This window comes from Allobacillus halotolerans, assembly GCF_018967645.1.
Taxonomy (GTDB): Bacteria; Bacillota; Bacilli; order Bacillales; family Alkalibacillaceae; genus Allobacillus; species Allobacillus halotolerans.
The window spans coordinates 1-520 of sequence record NZ_JAHLZF010000095.1; the positions used below are offsets into that span (position 1 = coordinate 1).

A 520-nucleotide genomic window follows, 5' to 3' on the forward strand; every position below is an offset into this window, starting at 1 on the left:
AAGGCCTATCTCTAGGCCGGTCAGCGGGATGTCAAGACCTGGTAAGGTTCTTCGCGTTGCGTCGAATTAAACCACATGCTCCACCGCTTGTGCGGGCCCCCGTCAATTCCTTTGAGTTTCAGCCTTGCGGCCGTACTCCCCAGGCGGAGTGCTTATTGCGTTAACTGCAGCACTAAGGGTTGGAACCCCTAACACCTAGCACTCATCGTTTACGGCGTGGACTACCAGGGTATCTAATCCTGTTTGCTACCCACGCTTTCGCGCCTCAGCGTCAGTTACAGACCAGAGAGTCGCCTTCGCCACTGGTGTTCCTCCACATCTCTACGCATTTCACCGCTACACGTGGAATTCCACTCTCCTCTTCTGTACTCAAGTTCCCCAGTTTCCAATGACCCTCCACGGTTAAGCCGTGGGCTTTCACATCAGACTTAAGAAACCGCCTGCGCGCGCTTTACGCCCAATAATTCCGGATAACGCTTGCCACCTACGTATTACCGCGGCTGCTGGCACGTAGTTAGCC

At 54.6% G+C, this 520-nt stretch carries 1 rRNA gene; it reads right to left on the minus strand.

Going from position 1 to position 520, the window contains the following annotated elements:
• Positions 1-520, minus strand: a 16S ribosomal RNA gene (locus tag KQ486_RS14275); the annotation flags it as partial.